The 19,935-nt window shown below is 47.2% G+C and carries 16 protein-coding genes; 9 read left to right on the forward strand and 7 right to left on the reverse strand.

What is annotated here, in order from left to right:
* Positions 1-44 precede the first annotated feature (44 nt).
* The gene (locus LRP50_RS02390) at positions 45-1,949 is read left to right on the forward strand and encodes a methyl-accepting chemotaxis protein (protein ID WP_274162895.1); all 1,905 of its coding nucleotides are present in this window, start codon (positions 45-47) and stop codon (positions 1,947-1,949) included.
* Positions 1,950-2,055: 106 nt separating this feature from the next.
* Here the strand turns inward: LRP50_RS02390 and LRP50_RS02395 are convergent, their stop codons facing one another.
* The 6 genes from LRP50_RS02395 to ampD form a co-directional block, all read right to left on the reverse strand.
* Positions 2,056-3,699, reverse strand: a complete 1,644-nt coding sequence (locus LRP50_RS02395) for a methyl-accepting chemotaxis protein (protein WP_274162896.1) — start codon at positions 3,697-3,699, stop codon at positions 2,056-2,058.
* Positions 3,700-4,097: 398 nt separating this feature from the next.
* Positions 4,098-5,528 carry a dihydrolipoyl dehydrogenase gene (gene lpdA / locus LRP50_RS02400; protein WP_274162897.1) on the reverse strand — a complete coding sequence of 477 codons (1,431 nt, stop codon included), beginning with the start codon at positions 5,526-5,528 and terminating at the stop codon, positions 4,098-4,100.
* Positions 5,529-5,746: 218 nt separating this feature from the next.
* Positions 5,747-7,639 carry a pyruvate dehydrogenase complex dihydrolipoyllysine-residue acetyltransferase gene (aceF, locus tag LRP50_RS02405; RefSeq protein ID WP_274162898.1) on the reverse strand — a complete coding sequence of 631 codons (1,893 nt, stop codon included), beginning with the start codon at positions 7,637-7,639 and terminating at the stop codon, positions 5,747-5,749.
* A 13-nt stretch (positions 7,640-7,652) separates the two neighbouring features.
* Positions 7,653-10,316 (reverse strand): pyruvate dehydrogenase (acetyl-transferring), homodimeric type, encoded by a 2,664-nt coding sequence (gene aceE / locus LRP50_RS02410; protein ID WP_274162899.1) that lies wholly within the window; start codon positions 10,314-10,316, stop codon positions 7,653-7,655.
* A gap of 168 nt (positions 10,317-10,484) precedes the next feature.
* Positions 10,485-11,258: a pyruvate dehydrogenase complex transcriptional repressor PdhR gene (gene pdhR / locus LRP50_RS02415; protein ID WP_274162900.1), complete on the reverse strand. Its 774-nt coding sequence runs from the start codon at positions 11,256-11,258 to the stop codon at positions 10,485-10,487.
* Between the two features lie 301 nt (positions 11,259-11,559).
* Positions 11,560-12,120, reverse strand: a complete 561-nt coding sequence (gene ampD, locus LRP50_RS02420; RefSeq protein ID WP_274162901.1) for a 1,6-anhydro-N-acetylmuramyl-L-alanine amidase AmpD — start codon at positions 12,118-12,120, stop codon at positions 11,560-11,562.
* 196 nt (positions 12,121-12,316) lie between these two features.
* Between ampD and nadC the strand changes: the two genes are divergently transcribed.
* The 8 genes from nadC to yacG all read left to right on the forward strand — a co-directional run bounded on the left by nadC (position 12,317) and on the right by yacG (position 19,436).
* On the forward strand, positions 12,317-13,222 hold the full coding sequence (gene nadC, locus LRP50_RS02425; RefSeq protein WP_274162902.1) for a carboxylating nicotinate-nucleotide diphosphorylase: 906 nt from the start codon (positions 12,317-12,319) through the stop codon (positions 13,220-13,222).
* A gap of 217 nt (positions 13,223-13,439) precedes the next feature.
* Positions 13,440-13,886, forward strand: a complete 447-nt coding sequence (locus LRP50_RS02430) for a pilin (RefSeq protein WP_274162903.1) — start codon at positions 13,440-13,442, stop codon at positions 13,884-13,886.
* 5 nt (positions 13,887-13,891) lie between these two features.
* Positions 13,892-15,589: a type IV-A pilus assembly ATPase PilB gene (gene pilB, locus LRP50_RS02435; protein WP_274162904.1), complete on the forward strand. Its 1,698-nt coding sequence runs from the start codon at positions 13,892-13,894 to the stop codon at positions 15,587-15,589.
* A gap of 12 nt (positions 15,590-15,601) precedes the next feature.
* Positions 15,602-16,825 (forward strand): type II secretion system F family protein, encoded by a 1,224-nt coding sequence (locus LRP50_RS02440; RefSeq protein WP_274162905.1) that lies wholly within the window; start codon positions 15,602-15,604, stop codon positions 16,823-16,825.
* 161 nt (positions 16,826-16,986) lie between these two features.
* Complete coding sequence (locus LRP50_RS02445; protein ID WP_274162906.1) at positions 16,987-17,859, forward strand: prepilin peptidase; 873 nt, start codon at positions 16,987-16,989, stop codon at positions 17,857-17,859.
* On the forward strand, positions 17,860-18,480 hold the full coding sequence (coaE, locus tag LRP50_RS02450) for a dephospho-CoA kinase (protein WP_274162907.1): 621 nt from the start codon (positions 17,860-17,862) through the stop codon (positions 18,478-18,480).
* Positions 18,473-19,213 carry a cell division protein ZapD gene (zapD, locus tag LRP50_RS02455; protein ID WP_274162908.1) on the forward strand — a complete coding sequence of 247 codons (741 nt, stop codon included), beginning with the start codon at positions 18,473-18,475 and terminating at the stop codon, positions 19,211-19,213. The genes coaE and zapD overlap by 8 nt, the downstream gene beginning before the upstream one ends.
* A 25-nt stretch (positions 19,214-19,238) precedes the next feature.
* Positions 19,239-19,436 (forward strand): DNA gyrase inhibitor YacG, encoded by a 198-nt coding sequence (gene yacG, locus LRP50_RS02460; protein ID WP_274162909.1) that lies wholly within the window; start codon positions 19,239-19,241, stop codon positions 19,434-19,436.
* Between the two features lie 79 nt (positions 19,437-19,515).
* Here the strand turns inward: yacG and mutT are convergent, their stop codons facing one another.
* On the reverse strand, positions 19,516-19,926 hold the full coding sequence (gene mutT / locus LRP50_RS02465) for an 8-oxo-dGTP diphosphatase MutT (RefSeq protein WP_274162910.1): 411 nt from the start codon (positions 19,924-19,926) through the stop codon (positions 19,516-19,518).
* Positions 19,927-19,935: the final 9 nt, after the last annotated feature.

The raw sequence follows: 19,935 nt of genomic DNA on the forward strand, positions 1-19,935 counted from the left end.
GACGCTAAACGATAGTTGGCGTCACGGAGAAAGGCCTGTACTTCATGCGATTAACCATCAAACAAAAACTTATTTTCGCCATGATCGCTTCGGTGATTGCATCCACCACAATCGTCAGTTTCCTGAGTTTAACAAAAGCGCACGACATGGTAGAAACGCGCTTACTCGAAAATGAGCTCCCGCTGCTCTTAACCAATATTCGCGAAGAAATTGAGCAAAACGTATCACAACTGACGTCTGCTGCCGAACAACTAGCGAGCATGCCAATGACCGTATCTGCAGTGCGTGCACCTGGCGATCCTCGCGACAAATCGGATATCGTCACAACACTTCAGGCACTTAAGCAACAATACCAATTGACCGATGCCTCTGTCGCCAACCGCATGAATGGTGACTATTGGAACCAAGACGGTTTCCTGCGCCAGCTAAAACCGGATGACAGCTCTTGGTTCTTCAAACTCGTAAACAGTGGTGAGATACGTACCACTAGCGTTTATCGTGAAGACAATGGCGACCTAAAATTATTCGTTAACTACCAGCAGACTAACGGATATTTACTCTCAGGTCTGTCGCGCTCCATGGATAACATGGTGAATTTCATGAACCAGTTCAAAATCGAACAAAGCGGTTTTGTGTTCATGGTATCCCAAGATGGCAAAGTGCAATTGCACAAAGACACCTCGAAAATGGGAAATAACACCATCGCTCAAATGTATCAGGGAAATGTTCGTGACCTGTTAGTTCAACGTGACTTTAACCTCATCTCCGCCTCTAACGGCGAACGTGATGTCTTGCTGGCATCTAGCTATATCCGTGATTTAGATTGGTTTGTTATCGCTGAAGTCCCCACTGCTGAAGTCTATGACGAACTCACCATGGCCGCTCAACAAATCATCCTACTTTCCGTGCTTGTCTGTGCGCTCATTGCTCTGGCAGCCGTGCTTCTCGCATCAACCATTACCCGTCCAATCTCTGATCTTGCGAAAGTATTTCGCGACATTGGAGAAGGTGAAGGCGACCTCCGTCAGCGCCTAGAAATAAAAACAAATGATGAAATTGGTCAATTAGCTCAAGGCTTTAATAGTTTTGTCAGCAAGATTCATCAGGTCGTTGGCGACGTAGCATCAACTAGCCATTCTCTGAACAACGCAGCATCGGTCGTTGCCAAACAAGCACAAATGACTCAAGACCAAAGTCAAAGCCAACGTGACCGCACGGTATTGGTGGTCACTGCTATCAATGAAATGGGTGCGACGGTCAATGAAATTGCCGCAAATGCAGCTCATGCTGCGGATTCTGCCAACCATGCAGCCAATGAAACGGCGACAGGCCAGAGCGTTGTGATGTCTGCACAAAACAACATTCAGCAACTCGCGACTGAAATGGACGACATGACGGATATGATCCGTAAACTAGCAGGAAACACCCAGCAAATTGGCAGCATTTTGGATGTTATCCGCGGCGTGTCTGAACAGACAAATCTTTTAGCACTTAACGCAGCCATTGAAGCGGCGCGTGCGGGGGAACAAGGCCGTGGTTTTGCGGTGGTTGCAGATGAAGTCAGAAGCCTTGCAAGCCGAACAGCACAATCGACGAACGAAATTCAAACCATGATTGACGAGCTACAACAAGAAGCGCAACTCGCAGTAAACGTCATGGAGAACAGTCAACAACTCACAGTTCAGGGCGCCGAAGCATCACAGAATGCATCTTCTGCTTTGATGCAGATTAATGATCAAATTGTACGTATCTCTGACCTCAACACTCAGGTGGCCACCGCGACTGAGGAGCAATCGACTGTCGTCACTGATATCAATCGAAACATTGAAGACATTAATACCACCACACAGTTAACCGCAGAAACGGCAGATAACATGGCCAGTGCGAGTGATGAGCTTCGCGAGCTTTCACATAAATTGGATGAATTGGTACGAAGCTTTAAGCTTTAAGCTCTAAGCTCTAAGCTCTAAGCTCTAAGCTCTAAGCTATAAGCTATAAGCTCAAGCCAAATAAAAACGCCGCAATTGCGGCGTTTTTTATTGCGATGTTAACGCGCTAGACGCGAAAGCCGCTCACAACCTTGTCCAGTTGAAGGCTCTTCTGTGCCAGTTCATTACATGCCTGCTCAACGCTTCCTAAGTTCTGATGAACGCGTTGACCATTGTCGACAATACCGTGAATGTTACGGTTAATATCTTCAGATACAGCACGCTGTTGCGAAGACGCTGTCGCAACCTGAGAGTTTTGATCATTGATCGTAATGATCATAGTCGAGACCGCATCAAGGTATTCTGCGGTTTGCTCAATGTGTGAAACAGTATCATTGCTAGCTTCGCTGCTCTCATTCATCGCGAAGACCGCGTTTTTGGTCCCTGTCTCCAGTCGCTCAATCATATTGCGAATTTCTTCGGTGCTTTGCTGTGTTTTATTGGCCAAGTTACGCACCTCATCAGCAACCACCGCAAAACCACGGCCTTGTTCCCCCGCACGCGCCGCTTCAATCGCCGCATTCAGTGCCAACAAGTTGGTTTGCTCAGCAATACCACGGATCACGTCGACAATTGAAGCAATGCTATCCACATCGTGGTTAAGGGAGGTGATCATCTCTTGAGATTGCTCAATACGATTTCTCAGCGCAGACATCGCATTCACCGTCCCTGCCACACTGCTTTGCGCAGCGCCGATCTCTTGGGTTGCCGCGCCGGTCGCATCCGCTGCATCCATCGCGTTTTGGCTTATCTGAGAGCTGCTGGCGCTCATTTCCTGCACCGCAGCAGCAATCATGTCACTCTCACGCTGCTGGTTTTCTGTTTCTGTGACACCACTACGAATCGCACTTTCAATCTGAACAGTATGCTCACGAAGATGATTCGACGCATCCACCACTTCTTTGATACTGACTTGGATCTTCGCAACAAAGCGGTTGAACGACTCACCCAACTGACCGATTTCATCTTGCGATCGCACCGTCAGACGCTGCGTAAGATCCCCATCACCGGAGGCAATATTCTCCAATGCCTCACCCATTTCTTTAACGGGTTGCAGCAATAAACGAGACAGTAAAATCCCACCAAAGATGGCGAGTATCAAGGCGGCGATGGAACCACCAATAATCAATCGCTCAGCTTGAATAGTTGATGCATCAATATCCTGCGTGATTTCCGATGACGCGATATTAATCGCCTTCAGCAGAGTCTTCAGATCACGACGAAGTCCCGCAAATGTCTGCTCAATCTCTTCATAGTTATCTGCATACTCTTGAGCAAGAGATTCTGGCTTCAAAATCATCGACTCTAACGCTTTCCCCCAAACTCTCGTGTCTTCGATGAGTTGATCCAACTTAACTTGATGACTTGGATCAATCACACCCGCATCAATCACAGTTTGAATCGCCTTAAGCCTAGGAATGGCCTTAGGGGCATTGTCATAAAATTCGAACTTCTGCTTTTCAAGCGTTTCTTTTGTTACGCCTTTGGCTATTAGCCCTTCAACGCTTCCGAGCACTTGATACAAGTCGCGATAAGCGTCATCAATACTCTCAATGGTCGGGTGGATTTTCTCGTTTAATATTGTATTTAGCGCTACCTGTCGTTCAAACGTTTGATACGACATAGCAAGAACAAGTGTAAAAATGACCGAAACAAAACCAAGGGGAAGGAACAATTTGGTTCGAAACGAAAGTTGGTTAATTAACTGCATGAATTCCTCAAGAGCAAATACGTGACGTTGGTAAAAAGAAATAGTAAGAAGTGGTTCAGCGTCTGTTCGCGGAAGGTCGTGCAACTCTGTATCTCTAACGGTTTCGTTCCAAAACACACGCCCCAGAGCACAAGGTGCAGAGTGAGAACGTCGTAAAGAACAAGGGGGGCAATGGTAGCAATTGAAACTATTGATAAGAAATATAATATGAATAAATGTTGATATAACATCGAAAAAAATACAGCATACTTTTTGTTTTGTTACACGCCTTCAGAAAACCGTTAACCATTTGTAACCAAAGAAATAAGTGACGACTTACGCCTGATAAGAATGCGAAATGCGGGCAAAAAAAAAACGCCTCGAACTTCGAGGCGTTTTTTATTCAGTACGGAGAAGAATTACTTTTTCTTCTTCACGGCTTTTGCATTTGGTAGGTCAGTGATTGAACCTTCGAATACTTCAGCAGCAAGACCCACTGACTCATGTAGAGTCGGGTGAGCGTGGATGGTCAATGCGATATCTTCTGCATCACAACCCATCTCGATGGCCAGACCGATTTCACCTAACAGTTCACCACCGTTAGTACCAACAATTGCACCACCGATAACACGGTGAGTATCTTTGTCGAAAATCATCTTAGTCATACCGTCTGAGCAATCAGACGCGATTGCACGACCAGAAGCCGCCCACGGGAAGGTAGCAACTTCGTAGTTGATGCCTTCTGCTTTCGCTTCTTTCTCAGTCTTACCAACCCAAGCAACTTCTGGCTCAGTGTAAGCAATTGAAGGGATCACTTTAGGATCGAAGTAGTGTTTCTTACCAGAAATCACTTCTGCCGCGACATGACCTTCATGCACACCTTTGTGCGCAAGCATAGGTTGGCCAACAACGTCACCGATCGCATGGATGTGAGCAACGTTGGTACGCAGTTGCTTATCAACATTGATAAAGCCACGCTCATCAACTTCAACACCCGCTTTCTCAGCGTCTAGCAATTTGCCGTTTGGTACACGACCGATAGCAACCAGCACGGCGTCATAGCGAACAGCTTCTGCCGGTGCTTTCTTGCCTTCCATTGAGACATAAATGCCGTCTTCTTTTGCTTCAACCGCAGTCACTTTGGTTTCAAGCATCAAGTTGAACTTCTTGCTGATACGCTTAGTAAAGACTTTGATGATGTCTTTATCAGCCGCAGGAATAACTTGGTCGAACATCTCAACCACGTCAACTTGTGAACCCAGCGCGTCATATACCGTACCCATTTCTAGGCCGATAATACCGCCGCCCATCACCAACAGCTTCTCTGGAACTTCTTTCAGTTCTAGCGCGTCAGTTGAGTCCCAAATACGTGGGTCTTCATGTGGGATAAATGGCAACTCAATTGGGCGAGAACCTGCCGCAATGATTGCGTTATCGAAGTTGATGGTAGTCGGACCTTCAGCGCCCTCAACAACGATGGTGTTCGGGCCAGTAAATTTACCGTATCCGTTAACCACGTTAACTTTACGCATCTTAGCCATTCCGCCAAGACCGCCAGTTAGTTGGGTAACCACTTTGTCTTTCCAAAGGCGGATTTTGTTGATGTCGGTTTGTGGCTCACCGAACACAACGCCATGCGCAGACATCGCTTTGGCTTCTTCGATAACTTTCGCAACGTGAAGTAGGGCTTTAGATGGGATACAACCCACATTCAGACACACACCACCTAACGTGCTGTATTTTTCTACCAGAACGGTTTCTAGACCCAAGTCCGCGCAACGGAATGCCGCTGAATAACCAGCAGGACCTGAACCCAGTACCACGACTTGGGTTTTGATTTCTTTACTCATTCTGACCTCGTTGTAGTCTTATATCCCTGACAGGCTAAGAGATTCTTTTTATGATGGAGCCATTTTGTTTCACGACAAGTACACTTTGGTGAAGGCACTTATTTGGTCCAACATTTTACAGCCGTGTTAACAAGCTGAAAAATAAAAACCCATAGCCTGTGAGCTATACATCAAATCAGCGTCCGCCATATGCAGGTGAACGCTGATAGGGTGTCGTATTACAGTACCAGACGGCGAATGTCTGACAGACACTCGTTCAGGTAAGTCACGAAACGTGCACCTTCTGCACCGTCGATCACGCGGTGATCGTAAGACAGTGACAGAGGCAACATCAGGCGAGGAACGAAGTCCTTACCATTCCAAACCGGTTTCATTTCCGATTTAGATACACCCAGGATGCCAACTTCTGGCGCGTTAACAATTGGGGTAAACGCGGTACCGCCCAAGCCACCAAGGCTAGAGATAGTAAAGCAACCACCTTGCATGTCCGATGCAGTCAGCTTGCCTGAACGTGCCTTCTTAGACACTTCCATTAGCTCAGCAGACAACTCGTAGATGCCTTTCTTGTTAACGTCACGGAATACAGGAACAACCAAGCCATTTGGCGTGTCCACCGCGATACCGATGTTTACGTATTTCTTCAGAATCAAGCTCTCACCGTCGTCAGACAGAGAAGAGTTGAACGATGGGAACGCTTCAAGTGCTTTCGCAGCCGCTTTCATGATGAACACCAATGGGGTGATCTTCATGCCAGTGTCTTTCTTCGCTTCCACTGCATTCTGTTCTTTACGGAATGCTTCTAGTTCAGTGATGTCTGCGTTATCCCACTGTGTAACGTGCGGGATCATTACCCAGTTACGGTGCAGGTTAGCGCCAGAAATCTTCTTAATGCGAGACAACGGTTTGGTTTCAGTTTCACCAAACTTGCTGAAATCAACTTTCGGCCAAGGTAGCAAACCAAGTGCTGCGCCATCGCCTTTGCCCGAAGCAGATGCTGCTGCGCCAGACTCAAGACGCTTAAGCGCCTCTTTCACGTAGCTTTGAACGTCTTCTTTCAGGATACGGCTCTTACGACCAGAACCCTTCACTTTTGACAAGTTAACGCCAAACTCACGCGCTAGACGACGAACAACCGGTGAAGCATGTGCATATTCGTTGTTTTCAACGAATTCAGCCGATGCCGCAGGGGCTGCTTGAGCCACAGGTGCTGGTGCCGCCGCTTTCGCAGGCGCTGCTGCAGGAGCAGAAGCCGCTGCAACTGGCGCTGCTGATGCTGCACCAACGGTCTCAAATACCATGATCAATGAACCGGTAGAGACTTTGTCACCCGCTGCGATTTTGATTTCTTTCAGTACGCCAGCGAACGGTGCAGGGACTTCCATCGAAGCCTTGTCACCTTCAACAGTGATCAGAGATTGCTCTTCTTCAATGCTGTCGCCAACCGCAACCATGATTTCAGTGACTTCTACTTCGTCGCCGCCGATATCAGGAACGTGAACTTCTTTCACTGCAGCAACAGCTGGAGCTGCTACTGGCGCTTCAGCTGGTGCTGCCGCAACAGGAGCCGCACCCGAACCTGCAACTTCAAAGATCATGACCAGTGAACCGGTAGACACTTTGTCGCCCGCAGCGATTTTGATTTCTTTCAGTACGCCAGCGAATGGGGCAGGCACTTCCATTGAAGCCTTATCGCCTTCAACAGTCAGAAGGGATTGCTCTTCTTCAATGCTGTCGCCGATAGCTACCATGATCTCAGTGACTTCTACTTCGTCACCACCGATATCAGGAACGTGAACTTCTTTCAGCTCAGCGGCCATTGGTGCAGCAACCGGAGCCGCTGCAGGTGCTTCTGCAACAGGAGCTGGAGCAGCAGCTGCGCCTGCCTCTTCAAAGATCATGATCAGAGAGCCAGTAGAAACCGTGTCGCCTTCAGCGATTTTGATTTCTTTAACAACACCCGCTTGTGATGCTGGTACTTCCATAGACGCTTTATCACCTTCAACAGTGATCAGCGACTGCTCTTCTTCAACTGTGTCACCAACGCTGACGAGGATTTCTGTTACTTCAACCTCATCGGCACCGATGTCTGGAACATTAATTTCGATTGCCATTGATTTATGCCTCTTACGCGTACAGTGGGTTCACTTTCTGAGTATCGATGTCGAATTTCTTAATCGCTTCAACCACGACAGATTTCTCGATATCACCACGTTTTGCTAGCTCGCTTAGTGCAGCAACAACAACGTAACCTGCATTCACTTCGAAGTGACGACGCAGGTTCTCACGGCTATCCGAACGACCGAAGCCATCCGTACCCAACACTTTGAAAGACTCAGAAGGCATAAACGCACGAACTTGTTCTGCGTAGTTCTTCATGTAGTCAGTCGCTGCGATTGCTGGCTCAGAACCCATCACTTGTGTGATGTAAGGTACTTTCTGCTCTGCATCTGGGTTTAGCATGTTGAAACGCTCTGCATCTTGACCTTCACGTGTTAGCTCATTGAAAGAGGTAACAGAGTAGATGTCAGACGCAACGCCGTAGTCTTCGCTAAGGATTTGAGCTGCTTTGCGAACTTCGTTCATGATGGTACCAGAGCTCATCAATTGAACTTTGTTTGCACCAGCATAAGACTCAAGTTTGTAGATACCCTTACGAATGCCTTCTTCAGCGCCTTCTGGCATTGCTGGCATTGCGTAGTTCTCGTTCATCAGCGTGAGGTAGTAGAACACGTTTTCTTGTTCTGGACCGTACATGCGACGGATACCGTCTTGCATGATGACCGCCAACTCGTACGCGAACGTCGGGTCGTAAGAAATACAGTTAGGGATAGTGTTCGCCTGAATGTGGCTGTGGCCATCTTCGTGCTGTAGGCCTTCACCGTTCAGTGTTGTACGACCTGCCGTTGCACCCAATAGGAAGCCACGTGCTTGTTGGTCGCCAGCCATCCACGCCATGTCGCCAACACGTTGGAAGCCGAACATTGAGTAGTAGATGTAGAACGGGATCATTGGCAAATCGTTGGTGCTGTAAGACGTTGCAGCAGCGACCCAAGACGACATTGCGCCCAGTTCGTTGATACCTTCTTGCAGAACCTGACCTGAGGTCGCTTCTTTGTAGTAAGAAACAACGCTGCGGTCTTCAGGGGTATATTCCTGACCCGATGGGTTGTAAATACCGATTTGACGGAACAAACCTTCCATACCGAAAGTTCGTGCTTCGTCCGCAATGATAGGAACGATGTTCTTACCAATGCCTTTGTTTTTCAGCAGGATGTTCAGAGTACGAACAAATGCCATGGTGGTAGAGATGTCACGCTTCTGCTCATCAAGCAGAGGCTTAAACTCTTCCACTTCAGGGATCACGAGTTCTTCAGTGAACTTAGGCAGACGCTTAGGCGTGTAGCCGTGCAGTGCGTTACGACGCGCATGCATGTATTCGTATTCTGCTGAACCTTCTTCCAATTTCAAGTATGGAAGAGCTTTCATGTCTTCATCAGAAACCAGCTCTTGCAGGCCTAGACGATCACGTAGGTGCTGAACATGGGTCATGTCCATCTTCTTCACACCGTGCGCAATGTTCTTACCTTCCGCCGCTTCACCCATGCCGTAACCTTTTACGGTTTTCGCTAGGATAACGGTTGGACGGTCTGTGGTTTCTTGTGCTGTTTTAAATGCAGCAAATAGCTTCGATGGCTCATGACCACCGCGCTTAAGTGCGAAGATTTCTTCGTCAGTCATGTCAGCAACCAGTGCTGCAGTCTCTGGGTATTTGCCGAAGAAGTTCTCACGAACGTATGCGCCATCTTTAGACTTAAATGTCTGGTAGTCACCGTCGATGGTTTCGTTCATCAGTTGAAGCAGTTTACCTGTGGTATCTTTTGCTAGAAGTTTATCCCAGCCGCTACCCCAAACCACTTTCACTACGTTCCAACCTGCGCCTTTGAACAGACCTTCCAGTTCTTGGATGATCTTGCCGTTACCCATTACTGGGCCGTCTAGGCGCTGAAGGTTACAGTTAATCAGGAAGCATAGGTTGCCAAGCTTTTCACGAGCAGCGAAAGAGATCGCGCCACGTGATTCTGGCTCATCCATCTCACCATCGCCCAAGAACGCATAAACGCGCTGAGCATTAGTTTCTTTCAGGCCACGGCCTTCTAGGTACTTCAGGAAGCGAGCTTGATAGATAGCAGAGATAGGACCCAGACCCATAGATACGGTCGGGAACTGCCAGAATTCAGGCATCAATTTAGGGTGCGGGTATGAAGGAATACCTTTGCCATCCACTTCTTGACGGAAGTTGTCTAGCTGCTCTTCAGTCAGGCGGCCTTCAACAAACGCACGTGAGTAGATACCCGGAGAGATGTGACCTTGGTAGTAAACCAAGTCACCACCATCCACCTCGTTAGGTGCACGGAAGAAATGGTTAAAGCACACTTCGTAGAATGCAGAAGCAGACTGGTAAGACGCCATGTGGCCGCCAAGATCCAAGTCTTTTTTCGATGCACGCAACACGATCATGATCGCGTTCCAACGAATGATAGAACGAATACGACGCTCCAGGTTTACGTCACCTGGATATGCTGGTTCTTTATCCGCAGGGATGGTATTCACATAGTTGGTGGTGACGCCTGTTGGCATATCAACACCATCAAGGCGCGCCTTTTCCATTACTTGCTCAAGTAGGTACTGGGCGCGTTCTACACCTTCTTCACGGACGACTGATGCAAGAGCTTCTAACCACTCTTGAGTTTCAAGTGCGTCCACGTCATTTTTCATGACTTCAGACATGGCGATCTATCCTTTCGTTGATTGACTTGTACAAAACTAATTGTTGTCGCAGCTGAAAAACGCATCCAGACAACGCGTTAAAGTTTTCGGAGTTCATACACCAATCGCACTATGTATTTGCCCAAATGCTGCCTCAAAAGGCTGAACAAATATCTAGTGCGATTGGCATTATTCCGATTCGTCCTTGCGTTGCTGAATTCGGCGAAGCGAGCGCTCACGGCGGCTTTCTTCTCTACCCAAATCCAGCAAAGTTTCCTCTATAAAGGCCAAATGCGCATGCGATGCCTGACGGGCTTTTTCTGGTTCCCCGGCAGTAATGGCTTGCACTATGTTGGCTCTGTGTTTGCTTACTTTATCGACGACATCATGACGTCGATTCAGCAGTTCAAAGTTTTGTAATATGTTGTGCTCAAGCAATGGCGCCAAGCTGCGCATAATATGCAGCAATACCACGTTGTGTGATGCTTCGGTCACGGCAATCAAGTATTGCATAACCGCAGCGGCTTCGGCTTTGATATCACCAAGTTGCTGAGCTTCGCGAATGTTATCGTGACAATGACACACTCGCGTTAAATCTTCTTCAGTGCCTCGTAATGCAGCAAAATATGAGGATATACCTTCAAGTGCGTGACGAGACTCTAATAAATCAAGTTGGCTTTCTGGGTGCTCGGCCAGTAAATCAATGAGTGGCTCTGAAAATCGTTGCCATAATCGTTCACTGACAAACGTGCCACCGCCTTGCTTACGATTCAGTAATTTCTTTGCTTCTAAACGCTGAATTGCTTCGCGAACAGAAGGACGAGAAACATCAAATTGCTTCGCTAATTCACGCTCTGGCGGCAATTTTTGCCCCGGCGATAATGTTCCTTCAAGAATCAGGCTTTCTAGCTCTTTCTCGATAACATCTGACAGTTTGGGTTGACGAATCCGTTGTATAGCCATCGTTCTTCTTAGTTATTTGGCGCCGGAGTGCCTGCGCGTCCCTTCCCATTTACCTATCTTGTCAATTGGTAAGACCAATTAAAAAACAGGTGAAAATTTACCAGAATGAGGCTTAAGTGTCTACCGTAAACTTGATTTGTGTCATAGAAATTACACTAAGACGCTGAATGCCTTTCTCACCCTGACCTCACAATGGTCAGACCAATTTATTTGGACACATTCATAAAAATGTACTACGTCATTCATGACGCTTTCATTTTCGGAACATAAGCGTAAACAAAGCGTTACGAGAAAAAGTAATTTATCCCTTCATCAATGATTGGATCTGAGCGTGAAATGTCATCCAGTTAAATGACCCGCCGGGATCCGTTTTTCTTCCGGGCGCGATATCGCTGTGCCCAGTGATTCGTGACGGCGTGATCGCGGGGTAATGGTGTTGAATGGATTGACTCACTTCTGCCAAGCATTGGTATTGCACATCGGTATATGGCAAATCATCGGTGCCTTCTAATTCAATACCAATGGAATAGTCATTGCACTGCTCTCGCCCTTCAAAGGACGACACACCCGCATGCCAGGCGCGTTGATCAAAAGGAACAAACTGCACCACTGCGCCATCTCGTTTAATCAAACAATGCGCTGACACCGTCATCTCGCGGATTTCATCAAAATACGAATGCGCGTTTGAGATCAGTTTCCCTTGAAAAAACTGCTCAATATAAGGCCCACCAAACTCACCCGGCGGCAAGCTAATGTTATGAATAACAAGCAGGGATACATCGTTAGGATCCGGTCTTTGGTTACAGTGCGGCGACGGTAAATAAGAAGCACAATCTAACAGATGACGAGTGATAGTTAACATGAAGTGATTCTTTGTTTCTTCCCTATAAACAATTACTGGGTATTTTAATCCATTTCATCAAAATCCCTAACAATTTAAACGCGCATAACTCACAAATGCATGCCTCGCAATCTCATTCCCTCGCAGGTAAACTTGTTAACAACAACAGCGGGCACTGCCCTGTCATTATTTTGTATTTACCTGTGATGGAACCACCATGTCAGAACAAGCCAATGCGTCACGCGTTCACGATAGCCAAACTCGATTGACCTACCTGAAAAAGCACTTACAAGACGATATTATTCGTTGTGTTGCAGACACGCTAAAAGAAGACCTCGGTGGCAGTGTTGATGCAGCAAATGACATCACAGCAAACCTCATTCCTTCCGACGCCCAAGGTAATGCCACCATTATCACCCGCGAGCATGGCGTGTTTTGTGGGCGCGACTTTGCTGACGAAGTGTTCCGCCAACTGGGCGGTGAAGTGACCATTACATGGAAAGTAAAAGATGGCGATAAAGTCGAGCCTAATCAGGTGCTGTGTGAGTTAAGTGGCCCTGCACGCGCATTGCTGACAGGCGAACGCAACGCCATGAACTTTATTCAAACACTGTCAGGCTGTGCCACCGAAACTGCCCGTTATGTCCAAGAACTCTCAGGCACCAAAACGCGCTTGCTTGATACCCGAAAAACCATTCCCGGCCTTCGAAATGCACTGAAATATGCTGTGACCTGTGGCGGCGGTTTTAATCACCGCATCGGTGTGTATGACGCTTACCTAATAAAAGAGAACCACATTATTGCATGTGGTGGTATTCAAGGTGCAGTTAGCACCGCCAAGCAACTAAACCCTAGCAAACCCGTTGAAGTGGAAACTGAAAGCTTAGAAGAGCTTCAACAAGCGATTGAAGCGGGTGCTGATATCGTGATGCTGGATAACTTCACCACGGACATGATGCGTGAAGCGGTTGCCTTAAACCAAGGCCGTATTGCGTTAGAGGTTTCAGGTAACGTCACGTTGGCGACCCTGCGCGAGTTTGCAGAAACAGGGATTGATTACATTTCCGTTGGCGCACTGACCAAACATATTCATGCCATGGATTTGTCTATGCGCCTCAAGTAACTCCCTAAAAATATTAAGAACTATAGAGAATGCAGACACTATGTCTGCATTATCAGCTCCGCCGTCACACAGCTACAACTGACAAACAACTCATTTACAAAAAAGACTATTCACGCCTCGAAACTCCCTTTTTATCTGCTGTTTTCCTAATTTTATCCGCCGTATCGTAACGTCACTACAGCACTTTGCTGCACATAAAAAATGGAGAGAGAAGGCAATGAGAAAACAAAAAGGTTTTAGCTTAATAGAGCTTTTGATTGTGGTGGGGATTATTGGTGCGATCACGGCGATAGCAGTGCCGTCATACTCAAACTACAAGAAAAAATCGGATGTCACCGCTTCTGTGGCATCAGTGAAAAGCTTATTAACCAAAGCAGAGCTACATTTAGCTGAAGGAACCAGTAAATCACTACAGACATTTGTAGAAGCACTTAGCGGCTCAGCAAACTCTTATAATGTGGGCTTAGGAACAATTGTTGGCACTGCTGGAACGGCTGCCGTTGGCACAACAGCAGCGGTCCCTGGGAAACTAACTTTTACATTTAATGCTGGACAGTCATTTGCCACAAAAACGGTAATATTCACCAGAGGCGTAGAGGCTTGGAGCTGCGCTCTACACGCTGATATTAAAAATGAATTTACTGATATCAAAGGCTGCAGCTAATTCAGGTGCAATCTCAGTTAATTGCTGTTCTTGAGAAATGCTCGGCAATCACTCAAGAGCAAGCAACTAATCTGAATATAATACTGGCGCAGAACTCTGGTTCTGCGCCAGACCTGATCGTGTCTCATCATTACCTAACCGCTCAAGCACTATCACTGGCCTTAAGCACTTATTTTGATGAGGGTATCTGCTCAATCAGTGACTTCCCCTCAAAGTTAACATGTGGCAAGTTAAACTTAGGTGAATTAATTCAAGCCCATCAGGCAATCCCCCTAAGTATAGAAAACGATACTACTCTCATTCTTGGTTTAAGCGACCCAACCAACATAGAAGCTCAAGATGATTTTCGCTTCGCCACTGGCCTGCAAATCAAACCGGTTCTGGTCGATCATCAGCAGTTGGTTGGCGCAATTCGTAAACTCTATGGTAAGCAGATAGCATCAACCCAAGGTGACTCCAAATCCGTCAGTGATTCGGAACTCGCCGATCTTGCTGAATTCGATGATGATGCAAACACAGATGAACTCGTTGCCGATGAAGCGCCAGTTAGCCGCTATATCCAACAAGTATTGATGGATGCTGTGCGCAAGCAAGCGTCTGATATTCATTTCGAACCCTTCGAGCAGCGCTACCAAATTCGTTTTCGTTTAGATGGCATATTGCAAACCCACGGTTCGCCACCAGTAGGCATTTCACGCCGACTCTCGACCCGTTTAAAAATTCTCGCCAAGCTCAACATTGCAGAGCGCCGTTTGCCGCAAGATGGGCGCATTAAGCTAACTTTGGCAGATGGCAAATCTATTGATATGCGCGTTTCCACTTTGCCCACGCTATTTGGCGAAAAAGTGGTGCTGCGAATTTTAGATGGCGGCAGTGTCGCGCTGGATATTGATTCGCTGGGTTACAGCGAAAAACAAAAGCAAGACTACCTAACGGCGCTAGACAAACCCCAAGGGTTGATTCTAATGACCGGCCCAACGGGCAGTGGAAAAACCGTGTCACTTTACACCGGCCTGAAGTATCTCAACACTGCCGAACGCAACATTTCCACTGCAGAAGATCCGGTGGAAATCAATTTGCCAGGCATAAACCAAGTCAATATCAATAACGATATTAAGTTGGATTTCGCTACTGCTCTACGAGCTTTCCTTCGCCAAGATCCCGATGTCGTCATGGTAGGAGAAATGCGTGATTTAGAAACTGCTGAAATTGGTATCAAAGCGGCGCAAACGGGGCACTTGGTGTTATCGACACTCCATACTAACTCGGCTGCAGAAAGCATTACGCGTTTGGCGAATATGGGCGTTGCTCCCTATAACCTTGCTGCTTCATTGACTTTGATTATCGCCCAGCGTCTCGCTCGCCGCTTGTGTTCACATTGCAAAGTGCCACACAACCAAGACGATCATCAACTCACAGCCCTACAGAACCAATACCCTAGCCTGTTACGCACACATGTTTTCCAAGCCCACCCAGAAGGGTGCGATCACTGTAACAATGGCTATCTTGGTCGCGTGGGCATCTATGAAGTCATGCGTATTGACCGTATGCTCTCTGAAGCTATAGGTAGTGATGCATCGGCACCTGATTTGGAACGTATCGCCATCGATAATGGCATGCTTACGCTCCCTCTTTCTGGCATTGAAAAACTCAATCAGGGCACAACAAGTCTCGCTGAACTCCAACGCGTCATTAGCCTGTAAAAAGGAACGAACATGACCTCAAATACAAAAAAATTATACGCATTCCAATGGCGTGGCAACACCTCCAAAGGTGCCAAAATCAAAGGCCAAATACTTGCTTACAGTGAACAAGATGCTAGAAGCATATTGGCAGAGCAGCGTGTTCATATCGTAAAAATCAAACGCCGCGCCCCCTCCTCATGGGTCAAGCGTAGCAATACCGCTAACGCCAAAGACATCACCATGCTCACACGCCAAATGGCGACAATGCTAGAAGCTGGCGTCCCGCTAGGGGAAACCCTGCAATTATTGAAAAGCAGCGCAAAAAAAGCTGAAATGAAGTTAATCATCAGCCAGATTTATAGCCATATCGAAGCTGGCTCTTCCTTGGCGCAGGCGATGAAATCAAGCTCAACCCTGTTCGACCAGTTTTACTGTGATCTTGTCGCTACCGGTGAGCAAACGGGCAGGTTAGAGCTTATATTTGCTCGTATTTGTATTTATCGAGAAAAAGGCGAAGAAACTCGATCCAAAGTCATCAAAGCCATGATTTACCCCGGTATCGTGTTCACGATTGCCCTATTGGTCAGCGTTGGCATGCTATTGTTTGTAATACCAACGTTTAAAGATATCTTTTCGTCGTTTAACTCAGAATTACCTTGGTTCACCCAAAAAGTGCTTGGCGTCTCAGATGCCCTGCAAAACTATGGCTTGTATATCTTGCTAGCCATAGCGCTTACTGTATTGATAGTCAAAGCCAGCCATCAGAAGAGCTATAAATTTCGACTCCAAGCCAGTCGCTTCTCGCTGCGCATTCCCATTTTTGGCGATGTGTTAACCAAAGCCACACTCGCACGTTTCACTCGCACACTCGCAACCACCTTCAGTGCGGGCATTCCCTTACTCAATGGCCTAGCAGCAGCAGGGAAAACCGCCAACAACACCTACTTTAAGCTGGTTATTGAAGAGGTTCATAAGCAAACGTCAGGAGGACGTCCGCTACATCGTGCTATTCAAGAAACCGAAGCATTTCCAGACATGATGACGCAGATGGTGATGATTGGTGAAGAATCCGGCTCTCTCGATGACATGCTCAACAAGGTTGCGGGGCTGTATGAAGCAGATGTTGATAACACAGTCGACAATTTGGGGAAAATCCTCGAACCAATGATCATTGTGTTGCTTGGTCTACTGATCGGATCCCTAGTGGTTGCTATGTATTTACCTATGTTCAATCTCTTAAATGTTCTGGGTTAGTACTCTTCACCATTTACTAAACGACTCGGTTTTCTCTGTTCTCTTAATTTCACGTAAATGATTCTGACTTTCGATAGATGTTTAAATTCAGTGAATAAGAGGATAGAGACAGGCTTCACAACCCGTTATCATGTCGCAACAAACTACCACTGGATTTCAACATGGATTGGCTGTTCGACTCTCCGAGTCTATATGTATTTCTCGCGTCTTTATTTGGACTCATCGTTGGCAGCTTTCTCAACGTCGTCATTTATCGCTTTCCAAAAATGATGGAGGCGCAATGGCGCACGGAGTGTCATGAGTGCTTTCCTGACGAGATGCCAGCACCGAAAGATGGTGAAGTGTTCAATCTGAGCCTTCCTCGCTCGCATTGCCCTTCTTGTCAGGCTCCTGTTAAAGCCATAGACAATGTGCCCGTTCTGAGTTGGTTGATCCTCGGTGGTAAATGCCGACATTGCAAAAACCCCATCAGCATCCGTTACCCATTCGTTGAATTGCTAACCGCAGTGCTGGTTGGCATCACCGCTTATACCCTACCGGGGTCTTATTGGTCGCTCGCAGTGATTGCCGCAACTTTTGTCTTGGTCGCGCTGTGCTTTATCGATATTGATACCATGCTATTACCAGATCAAATGACACTGCCTTTGATGTGGGTAGGTATTCTGCTGGCGCTGATTGGTATATCCCCCCTCTCGCTGCAAGATGCTGTGATGGGTGCTATGGCGGGTTATCTGTCGCTGTGGACTGTGTTTCAGCTGTTTAAGCAACTCACAGGCAAAGAAGGTATGGGGTACGGGGATTTCAAACTCTTAGCCGCATTGGGTGCATGGCTGGGTTGGCAAGCGCTGCCGATGGTGATCTTATTTGCCTCATTCGTCGGTGCGATTTGTGGCATTATCTTAATGCGAGTCAAAGGGACGGGGAAAGAGACACCCTTCTCGTTCGGCCCTTATCTTGCGATTGCGGGCTGGATTAGTCTGCTCTGGGGCAATAACATCTTAGATTGGTATTTAACGTCTTATTTGGGTTATTAAATGGCTTTTGTTATTGGCGTCACTGGCGGCATTGGTAGCGGTAAAACCACAGTGGCCAATCTGTTTGGCGATAAGGGAATTGATATCGTTGATGCAGACATCATTGCTCGACAAGTCGTCGAACGAGGCTCTGATGGGCTAAATGCCATCGCTGCGAAATTTGGCGAGACAATGCTGGATGACACTGGCGAACTTAACCGCGCAGCACTTCGAGAGCACGTATTCTCGCACCCCGAAGACAAAGACTGGCTCAATGCACTGCTTCACCCCAAAATCCGCCATGAGATGCGCACTCAAACACAACAAGCGCTCTCACCGTACTGCTTGCTTGTGATTCCCTTGCTAGTAGAAAACGGACTACAAGCACTGTGCGACCGTGTTCTTGTGGTCGATGTTCCTGAGCACACTCAAATTGAACGGGCATCTCGACGAGACAGCGTCTCAAATGAGCAGGTAAAGCGAATTTTAGCCGCTCAAGCTACGCGAGACGATAGACTTGCCCTTGCCGATGACGTTATCGTTAATGAGTGCACACAGGACGAACTTTCCCGTCAAGTTGACCAGTTGCACCTTCAATACCTCACTTTAGCCGGACAAGATACTGAGAATCACCATGAGTAACGATACCTTATACGAGCACCCTTTGAATGAGCAGGTTCGCGTTTACCTGCGGCTCGAGTATCTTCTCAATCAAATCAATCAGTCATCATCACTGACTGGCGATACGCATTGGAGCGTGTTCTTCAAAAGTCTGTTCGAACTGGCAGAAATCCTAGAGCAAGTGCAAGTGAAAGGTGATCTTGCCAAGGATCTTGAAAAGCAACGTTCCAAGTTAGAAGCATGGCTTAATGTCCCGAATGTCGATACAGAGCAACTGACTCAGTTGCTGCAAGAAAGCCGTCGATTGCAACAGGTCTTACTTCAAGCGCCTCGCTTGGGGCAGGCACTGAGAGAAGATAAGTTTCTCTCATCCATTCGCCAACGATTCTCCATTCCAGGCGGAACATGCAGCTTTGACTTACCTTCTCTGCATCATTGGCTGAACCTTCCGTTAGCCCATCGTCAATCCGATGCGAACACATGGACAGGCTCCCTTAAGCCTCTAGAAAACGCGCTGACATTTTGGCTTCGTTTAACGCGTGGCGGAGCTGCACTGCAACCAAGTATTGTGATCAACGGTTTTTACCAACAAGATGTTGAAGGAGCGACCTTGCTTCGTATTCAAATTTCACCGGACTACAACGCATTTCCGCTAGTGTCTGGTCATAAATCTCGGTTTGCTATACGCTTCATGCCGTTTGATGAAAACCAAACCGTTGCTGACACCATGGCACTATCCATAGCGGTCTGTTGAACAATTTTTAGAAAAAGAGGTTTCTGTGAATCAAGATAAGCCTATCGTCGTAAAATGCCCACAATGTGCACTACCCGTTGTTTGGGGAGAAGTCAGTCCTTTCAGACCATTTTGCAGCAAACGCTGCCAACTCATTGATTTGGGTGAATGGGCAGACGAAGAGAAACGCATTGCGGGCGCACCAGATATGTCTGATGGTGATGGTTGGTCGGAAAACCAATAATACAAACGACGATTATACGAGGCGCGAGTCATTGGCATGGTGCAACTAAAACACATGCTTGTGACTTGCACTTCGAACATCAAACCTCACCAAATGCCTTTCTTATTTTTTCCAGCACTGCATCATTCGCCTCAGGGAAAGGGTAATCATCAAGCTGTGCAATCTTCGCCCATCTCCCCGGTTGACCTTCTTTACCAAACGGCTCACCATCGAATGCTTTCACAAGATAAAAATCAAACCTGAGGGCCTTATCAGGGTAATCATGTGCCAATGAGATAAATGCTTCGAGCCTTGTTGCCACAATACCGACTTCTTCTTCGAGCTCTCGAATCACTGCTTGCTCTGCTGTTTCTCCTTGCTCCACTTTGCCACCAGCAAACTCCCAATAACCGCCTTTATGCGCCTTTGCTGCACGCTGGGTAATATAGATTTCACTGCAATCAGCATTAAGAATAATGCCCGCTGCAATGTGTAATTGCTTCTTGTCCATGTAATACAA

The organism is Enterovibrio gelatinilyticus (assembly GCF_028683095.1).
GTDB lineage: Bacteria > Pseudomonadota > Gammaproteobacteria > Enterobacterales > Vibrionaceae > Enterovibrio > Enterovibrio gelatinilyticus.

What these genes read in the sequence shown, in the direction of transcription:
- aceE (WP_274162899.1), bottom strand. Translation starts at nt 10,316, where the DNA reads ATGTCTGAAGTCATGAAAAATGACGTGGACGCACTTGAAACTCAAGAG.
- LRP50_RS02440 (WP_274162905.1), top strand. Translation starts at nt 15,602, where the DNA reads ATGACCTCAAATACAAAAAAATTATACGCATTCCAATGGCGTGGCAAC.
- aceF (WP_274162898.1), bottom strand. Translation starts at nt 7,639, where the DNA reads ATGGCAATCGAAATTAATGTTCCAGACATCGGTGCCGATGAGGTTGAA.
- LRP50_RS02445 (WP_274162906.1), top strand. Translation starts at nt 16,987, where the DNA reads ATGGATTGGCTGTTCGACTCTCCGAGTCTATATGTATTTCTCGCGTCT.
- lpdA (WP_274162897.1), bottom strand. Translation starts at nt 5,528, where the DNA reads ATGAGTAAAGAAATCAAAACCCAAGTCGTGGTACTGGGTTCAGGTCCT.
- ampD (WP_274162901.1), bottom strand. Translation starts at nt 12,120, where the DNA reads ATGTTAACTATCACTCGTCATCTGTTAGATTGTGCTTCTTATTTACCG.
- zapD (WP_274162908.1), top strand. Translation starts at nt 18,473, where the DNA reads ATGAGTAACGATACCTTATACGAGCACCCTTTGAATGAGCAGGTTCGC.
- LRP50_RS02390 (WP_274162895.1), top strand. Translation starts at nt 45, where the DNA reads ATGCGATTAACCATCAAACAAAAACTTATTTTCGCCATGATCGCTTCG.
- pdhR (WP_274162900.1), bottom strand. Translation starts at nt 11,258, where the DNA reads ATGGCTATACAACGGATTCGTCAACCCAAACTGTCAGATGTTATCGAG.
- mutT (WP_274162910.1), bottom strand. Translation starts at nt 19,926, where the DNA reads ATGGACAAGAAGCAATTACACATTGCAGCGGGCATTATTCTTAATGCT.
- coaE (WP_274162907.1), top strand. Translation starts at nt 17,860, where the DNA reads ATGGCTTTTGTTATTGGCGTCACTGGCGGCATTGGTAGCGGTAAAACC.
- nadC (WP_274162902.1), top strand. Translation starts at nt 12,317, where the DNA reads ATGTCAGAACAAGCCAATGCGTCACGCGTTCACGATAGCCAAACTCGA.
- LRP50_RS02430 (WP_274162903.1), top strand. Translation starts at nt 13,440, where the DNA reads ATGAGAAAACAAAAAGGTTTTAGCTTAATAGAGCTTTTGATTGTGGTG.
- LRP50_RS02395 (WP_274162896.1), bottom strand. Translation starts at nt 3,699, where the DNA reads ATGCAGTTAATTAACCAACTTTCGTTTCGAACCAAATTGTTCCTTCCC.